The sequence below is a fragment of the Deltaproteobacteria bacterium genome (assembly GCA_016208165.1).
GTDB lineage: Bacteria > Desulfobacterota > Desulfarculia > JACQYL01 > JACQYL01 > JACQYL01.
In genome coordinates, this window is sequence record JACQYL010000001.1 from 80,978 (window position 1) to 88,527 (window position 7,550).

Genomic DNA, 7,550 nt, shown 5'->3' on the forward strand with positions numbered 1-7,550 from the left:
TATGGCGAATGAAAACTGGAAAGTGCTGATTATCGATGACGAGGAGGGCATCCGGAAAGTGTTGTCCATCACCCTGACGGACGCCGGTTACCATGTGTTGACCGCGGGTGAGGGAGAGGCCGGAATTCAGGCGTTCGTGGCGGAATCGCCGCAGATTGTGATCACAGACATACGCATGCCCGGTATGGACGGCATTGAGGTCCTCCAGCAGATCAAGGCAGCCGATCCCAAAGCGGAGGTGATCGTTGTCACCGGCTTCGGTGAAATCGATTTGGCCGTCCGCGCCTTGCAACTGGATGCTTCCGATTTCATCACCAAACCCATTCACGACGACGCTCTCTTCATTGCCCTCGAGCGGGCCAAGCATCATTTTTCCACACGAAAGGAACTGGAAGACTACACCAAATTGATCGAAGAAAGGTGGATGGATACGGCGGAAGAGCTGGCGCGCACCTTCCACTTTCAAAACAACCTGATCGAAAGCTCCATCGACGGTATATTAGGCTGCGATGAAGAAGGAAGCGTGATCGTTTTCAACAAAAGCATAGAAACCATGTCGGGCTATTCCAAGGCTGAAGTCCGTAAGCAGATGTGTTTCGACCAGTTTCTTCCTGTCGGGATGGCGAAGAAGTTCCGGGAGGATCTCGCTTCCGAGGAGTACGGCGGAGCGCACCGCCTTTTTCTATACGAAACGCATCTCCTGACAAAACAGGGAGATCAGGTTCCGGTTCAGGTGTCCGCCACCGCTCTCTTCGAGGAAAAGCGGGAAGCCGGGATGGTGGCGTTCTTCAGGGATCTTAGAGAGTTGAGAAGACTCGAACAGCAGTTCGCCGATCAGACCCGTCTTCTGCTGCAGGACAAGATGATCTCCCTGGGCAGGCTGGCGGCCAGTGTGGTGCATGAAATCAATAACCCCCTTGCCGGCATTCTGAATTACGTCCGCCTCATGATAAAAACACTCAGAAAAGGAGCTTTGGACGCCGAGCATCTGAAGAAGTTCCAGGGATACCTGGATCTCGTTGAAAGCGAGACGGGCCGGTGTTCAAAGATCGTATCCAATTTGCTCGCCTTTTCCCGCCAATCAAAACTTGAATTTGCCGAGGTGGATCTCAACGACCTGATGAACAAATGCGTATTGCTCAGTCAGCACAAACTCGATCTCCAGAATATACGCGTAACGACCCGGCTTCAGACCGACCTTCCCAAGATCTGGGGGGATTACAATCAGATTCAGCAATGCGTGATCAATCTGATTTTCAATGCCGTGGATGCCATGCCGGAGGGAGGAACATTGATCCTGTGTAACTCCCTTGATGTTCGAAACCGACTGGTGGAAATCCATGTCGAGGATACCGGTCATGGGATTTCGCCGCAGGACCTTCCCCACATTTTCGAGCCCTTCTTCACCACCAAAACCGTGGGCAAAGGGCTGGGATTGGGGCTTTCCACGGTCTACGGCATCATTGACCGGCATCACGGCGCCATTACGGCGAGAAGCGAACCGGGAAAGGGAAGCGTGTTTACAATCAAGCTGCCCCTGAGTAATACGCGAAAATAGTCCCCCGAGGGGTCAAGTCTGCTCTTGTTGCCAGTCTTCTCTGTCTCGGATGGGTGTTCGAATAGAAGCGATCAAGAGCCAAGAGCAGACTTGACCCCTTGCCCTTTTTCGATAATCTCGTAAGTGACCGGGATCACGACCAATGTCAGCAGGGTGGCCATGGAAAGACCGAAGACGATCACATTTCCCATGGGCCCCCAGAGACTGCCGCCCGCCAGACACAGGGGCAGCAGGCCGGCTACCGTCGAGATGGTGGTCAGCATGACCGGGCGAAACCGTACTCGTCCCGCCTCGATGACCGCGCTTCTCACGTCCGAACCCTCCTTCCGGCGGGCGTTGATAAAGTCGATGAGCACGATGGCGTCGTTGACCACGATTCCGGTCAGGCTCACGAGGCCCAAAAAGGCCATGAAGCCAAACGGATATCCCGTGATCCACAGGCCGAGGACCGCCCCGACAAGACCAAGGGGCAGGGTAAGGGCGATGATGAACGGCTGCTTATAGGAGTCAAACTGCGCCACGAGCACTACATACACCAGCAGTAGGGCGGCCAGCATGGCCCAGCCCAGGCTCAGGAACGATTCGTTCCACTCCTCGGTCTCGCCTTCGAATTCTACGAGGTAGCCGGGAGGCGTGTGTATGGAAGCGGCTCCGGCCTTCAGTTCGGATACGACGGCGTCGGGGAGCTTTCCCTGAACCTCGCTTCGGACGGTTGCCGTTCGAACGAGGTTTTCGCGCCGGATCCTGCCGATATCCGAGGCGAATTCGATGTCGGCCACCTGACGGAACGGAACCTTGAATCCATGAACGGATGCCAGATACGCATCGTCAAACAGGGAGATGTCGTTTCGGGACGACTCGGAAAAGGAGACCTTCACGTCTACCTCCTCGTCTTCCTGACGAAAGCTGGTGGCCGTGGTCCCGAAAATGGCCGTACGAAGGGTGCGCCCAATGGCCGCATTGCTGATCCCCAGTAGCCGGGCCTTTTCCGAATGCACCCGTATCCTGATCTGTGGAATGGTCTCGGACGCATCGTCGTTCACATCCACCGCTCCGGGGATGGATTCCAGAAGCGTTTTGTATTTGAGCGCCAGGCGGGTTAACACGTCCAGATCGTCTCCCTTGATTTTGACGGCCACCGGGGCGCCCACCGGGGGCCCCTGTTCCAACTCCTTGAGTTCGATACGCGCCCCGGAGAAGCGGTCCATGAGAGGTCTCAGTTCTTCGATCAGGCGCGAGGCGTTCACCCGGCGGTCATGGCCTTCGAGGTTGACGAAAAACTGGGCCTTGTTGGGTTCAACCAGCCGAAACATATTCAGGTTGTAATAGATCTTCGGTCCGTTCCTTCCCACGTGAGACATGACGGATTTGACCTCCTTCCGCGCCAAAAGCAGGCGTTCGATTCGGTCCGCCGTCTCCAGCGTGGATTCAATGTTGTCTCCCTGTGGCAATGTGGCTTCGATGATAAAGAGGTCCTTTTCCGCCTTGGGAAAGAACTGCAGACCCAGTTTGGGTATGGAAAACAGGGATCCGACAAATGCAGCCGATGCGACGGCTATCACTGTGATTTTATGATCGAGGACCCATTTCAGGATTCGTGCATAGGATCTGATAATGAGATGGTCCTTCGTCTCCTCGCCACCGTGGGCCTTCAACACGTGATAGCTCATTAATGGGGAGACGAAAACCGCCACCAGAAGCGACCCCCCAATGGCTGAAATCATGGTGATGGGAATGCCTTGAATGAATTGGCCGGTGTGCCCCGTCATAAACAACAGTGGAGTAAAAGCCAGGATGGTGGTCATCGTGGAAGAACCGACGGCTCCCAGAACTTCGCGGCTGCCCGCCAGCACGGCCTCGAGCTTTTCCTCTCCCAAGTCGAGATGACGTTGAATGTTTTCCACCAACACGATTCCGTTGTCCACCAGCATACCCAGCACCACGATCATAGAGGCCAGCGTGATCTGATTGAGGGTTAGACCCAGGCGGAAGAGCACGATCACGCTGAAGGCAACGGACAAAGGGATGAGAAAAACCACCACAAAGGCCATACGTGCGTTCATCAGCACCACGGTCAGAACGACTACGAGGGCCGCTCCCATGGCGAGGTTATTCTGGAAACCGGACAATCGATGGGACACGGACAGGGACTGATCCGCGAACAGAGATAACTCGAGCTTTGAAGGGAGATCGCCGGCGATTTCGGAAAGGCGTTGGCGAATTTCCCGGGATACGGACAGAAGATTGGCTCTCGGCTTCTGGGTCACCAGGACGTTCACGCTATTTCGACCGTTCATGCGGACCAGGTATTCCGGTCTCTCGTATCCCTCCTCAACGCGCGCCAGGTCCTTGAGGAGCACGGGCCGGTCTCCGTAAGCGCCGACAACGGTGTCTCCGATCTCCGCGGCGCGAGCGAACTCCTCCTGTGTGCGAACCTGGTAGCGACGTCGGCCCAGGTCCATATGACCGCCGGGCAACGACACGTTCTGCGTTTTCAATCGGCCGATCACTTCGTCCAGCGAAATCATATATTGGGACAGACGTCCCGGCTCCAGCTCGACATGGACTTCCCTCTCCTGGTTGCCGTCGATCTCCAGTGTCATGATCTCGGGAATCGTCTGCAGATGACGTTTGACGGTCTTGGCTTGCCTGTAGAGTTCCTGATACGTGAACGGGCCGCTGAGGTTTATGATGAGAGAGACGGTTTCGGATTTCCAACGGGTGATCTCGGGCTCCAGCACGTCCTCCGGAAAATCGGCTTCCGCTTCCCGAAGTTTTTCCCGGAGTTCTTGCATGTTCTGGTCCATGTCCGAATCCGGGTCGAACTCCATGAGAGTCAAGGAAATTCCCTGTGAAGAAGAAGAGAATATCCGGTCAATGGCTTCGATCTCGTTGATCTTTTCCTCGATAGGCTGGGACAGGTGGCGCTCGACGTCCCTCGATCCCCCTCCCGGATAGAGAACTACGACCGTGGCTCCGGGGACTTTGATCAGCGGGTCTTCGCGGCGAGGGATCATCACATAGGAGAGGGTTCCCATGGTCAGGAGCAGCACGATGCCCAGGACCGTGAGCCTGTACTTGTGAACCGATAGAGCGACCAGGTTCATGGCTGAGCGTTCAATTCCCGGTCGATGGCAACCGGTTGCCGGTCTTTGAGATATTCCTGGCCGGAAACAACCACCATATCGCCCGGCGCAAGCCCCTGGAGCAGTTCCACCTCCGAGCCCCTCACTTCACCCATGGCGATGCTGCGTTTGTGTGCGGTACCCTCCCGCACCACGAAGACCGATGGATCGGTTCCGAAGTCGAGCACGGCGTCCAGAGGAAGGACGATTCCCCTGTGATCGGGATCGACGATCACCTCAACCCGGACAATGAGGCCGGGTCTCAAGGCTTCGTCCGGATTCTCGAGGAGGACCTCGATATGAAACGTCCTCGAGAGCGGATCGGCGCTGGATTCTATGCGAGTGACTTTGCCCTGGAAACGCGTTGGGGGCCGCCGATCCGGCTCGACATCAACCGTCTGGCCCGGATGAATTTGCGGGAGAAGATGGTCGGGCGCCGCCGCTTTCACGAGAATGGGGTCCATTTCGGTCAGCAGGGCGACCGGGGTTCCAGGTCCCACCACCTCGCCCACTTCGCTGAGTTTCTTGGTGACCCTGCCGGTAAGAGGACTGGGGAGTTCACAGTTTTCCAACTGCTCGTTGACTATGTTCAGTTCGGCCTCTGCGCTCACGTGGAGGGACGCGGCGTCCTGGAAGGAAGACAAGGGAACCGTTCCCTTTCCGTACAGTTTCTCCATTCGGTCGAGATCGCGCCTGGCCTTGCTTTCCTGCTCCTCGGCCTTGCGTTTTTGCTCGAGGAGTTCAGTGGGATCGAGGCGGGCCAGCAGAGCCCCCTTCCGGACGAGCTGCCCCTCTTCGAAAGTCAGCGAACGAATTTTCCCTCCGATCTTAAAGCCGGCCTTGACCGCCCGGTTCGCCTCGACGGTTCCGCACAAACGCAGCACCTTCGGGTTTACCCGTTCCCGTGCGGTAATGACACTGACGGGGATCCGGCCGGTGTCCGTCGAAATCTCCCCTGCGCCGTTGTCGCAGGCGCTGAACGCGACAAGGAAGGTCAGGATCAAGATGCGGATGAGGCCGGACATGGCGTTCTCCTCTTCAGCCCGTCTATGATCAGGTGAAAACTGACTGCGAGGATTCGGTCCAACGTGCTCGGTATGAGCTGTTCATGCTCCTTCTCTTCATACAGAAGGAGCGTTCCGTTCAGGAATCCCCACAATACCACGGCCAGCTCCATGGAATCCGGATGCTCGATGTCGCCCGCCTCCTTACCTCTGTCGATGACGCCCGATATGATCCGCAGACAGGCCCGTCCTTTTTCGAAGCATTCCAGGTACAATTCCTGGGAGATGCTCGAGGCCATATCACCGTGACGCCACAGGAAAAGGATTCGGAAGTGGAACGGATGTTCCAGATAGAAGCGGTAATAGGCCATTCCCATGTCTCTGAGTTGCGTTTCCCAGTCCGTGCCGTTTCGAGAGGCTTCGTCGAGCATGTTGTACAGGATCTCGAGACCCTCGAGGAAGATGGTTACGAAGAGATCGTGCTTACTGGGGAAGTAGAGGTACAAGGTACCCTTACTCAATTCGGCGGCTTCGGCGATCTGATCCATGGTGGCGGCCTGGAAGCCCCCCTGAAAGAAGATGTTTCGCGCTGCGTCGAGTATGGCTTGTCTCCGGGCTTCCTTCTCCCGTTCTTTGCGATCTTGGGTTCCCATGGTGCTTCCGAAGGCTAAATAGAAGTCAATAAATGACCGACAGTCATATTCTAATGTATGGTCATAGTGCACTTCAAGAAAAATGTTGGGACAAACGGCTCCCGGTGCAGTCCTCCGAAAGCAATGAAACCAAAATAGGCCCGGTGTGTTGGGCTATGCTCGCTACTCCTCGCCAACCCGGACTTCGCCGGCCGTTCGACTTGGTTTCGGTATGCTACGCACAGGCGTGCACGGGGCGCTTCGAAAAGAACCGTGACTCATGGGCGAAGGGGATCGTTGTTTGAAGAAAGCGAAATGGCGGGAGCCGCTCTCGCGGCGTTCGAAAAAACAGAGGCTTTGACCGCTTCGCCGGTTTCCAGCGAAGCGGTCAAAGCCAAATGCGGTTGTTGAAAGAATGGGGAAAACCTCCATGTTGGAGGTTTTCCAAAAGCCTATAATGCTTCTTCTTCTGCTTCCAGATCGATTCCATCCCGCTCGTACTGAGCGTCTCGCAGCTCGATGGATTTTTCAATTTCTTCGTCGCTCCACGGCTCGACCACGAGGGAATCCGCCACGAGTTCCCACAGATACTTCACTTCTACGCCCAGGTCGTACTCTTTGTTCAACGACTTCATAACCTGGTCGCGGCAGTTGTGGCAGGGGGCCACCACCATTTTGGCGCCCGTATCTATGATCTGCTGCGCCTTGATCCGGCCGTAGTATATCCGCTCCTCGCTGTAGGGCATGGCCCAAGCGCCGCCGCCGGCGCCGCAGCAGTAGTTGTTCATTCGGTTGGGATACATCTCCTGGTAGTGCTCGCAGCACTGCTGGGTTACCCACCGTGGCTCTTCGAAGAACGCCTCTCCGAAGGCCTTGTAGCTTTTTCGCCCGTAATTGCATGGGTCGTGGACCGTGGTCAGCTCTTCATGAATCGTCTTGTCGATCTGGATCCGGCCCGTTTCAATGTATTCCTTTAACAGCTCGTGCACCGACACGATCCGGTACTTTTCGAAAACCTCGGGAAACCAATTTTGCAGACCAAGCCTGGTCGCGTAGTAGGCGTGGCCTCACTCGGGTAGGAGCAGCGTCTTACACTCGAGCCGCTCCATATGGTCCACGATACGTCCCACAAGGGTTTTCATGGATTCATCGTCACCGGAAAAGAGGCCCCAGTTGACGCCCTCCCATTTCTCGGACGAGACCGTCCAGTCCTCTTGGGCCATGTAAAAGA

Annotated in this window: 5 protein-coding genes; 1 reads left to right on the forward strand and 4 read right to left on the reverse strand. The window is 56.1% G+C overall.

All coding sequences use genetic code 11. The features are described 5' to 3' along the window. Position 1 precedes the first annotated feature (1 nt). Positions 2-1,558, forward strand: coding sequence for a response regulator (locus HY788_00385; GenBank protein MBI4772631.1), 1,557 nt, complete (start codon positions 2-4; stop codon positions 1,556-1,558). A gap of 71 nt (positions 1,559-1,629) precedes the next feature. Here HY788_00385 and HY788_00390 read toward each other — a convergent pair whose 3' ends face one another. From HY788_00390 to HY788_00405, 4 genes are all read right to left on the reverse strand, one after another. Next, positions 1,630-4,665 (reverse strand): efflux RND transporter permease subunit, encoded by a 3,036-nt coding sequence (locus tag HY788_00390; GenBank protein ID MBI4772632.1) that lies wholly within the window; start codon positions 4,663-4,665, stop codon positions 1,630-1,632. After that, a complete protein-coding gene (locus HY788_00395) occupies positions 4,662-5,708 on the reverse strand; it encodes an efflux RND transporter periplasmic adaptor subunit (GenBank protein MBI4772633.1) in 1,047 nt (348 codons plus the stop codon). Before HY788_00395 ends, HY788_00390 begins: the two co-directional genes overlap by 4 nt. After that, positions 5,684-6,340, reverse strand: coding sequence for a TetR/AcrR family transcriptional regulator (locus HY788_00400; protein ID MBI4772634.1), 657 nt, complete (start codon positions 6,338-6,340; stop codon positions 5,684-5,686). Before HY788_00400 ends, HY788_00395 begins: the two co-directional genes overlap by 25 nt. A 431-nt stretch (positions 6,341-6,771) precedes the next feature. Then, the coding region (locus HY788_00405) for a (Fe-S)-binding protein (protein ID MBI4772635.1) at positions 6,772-7,550 on the reverse strand (779 nt) is incomplete at its 5' end.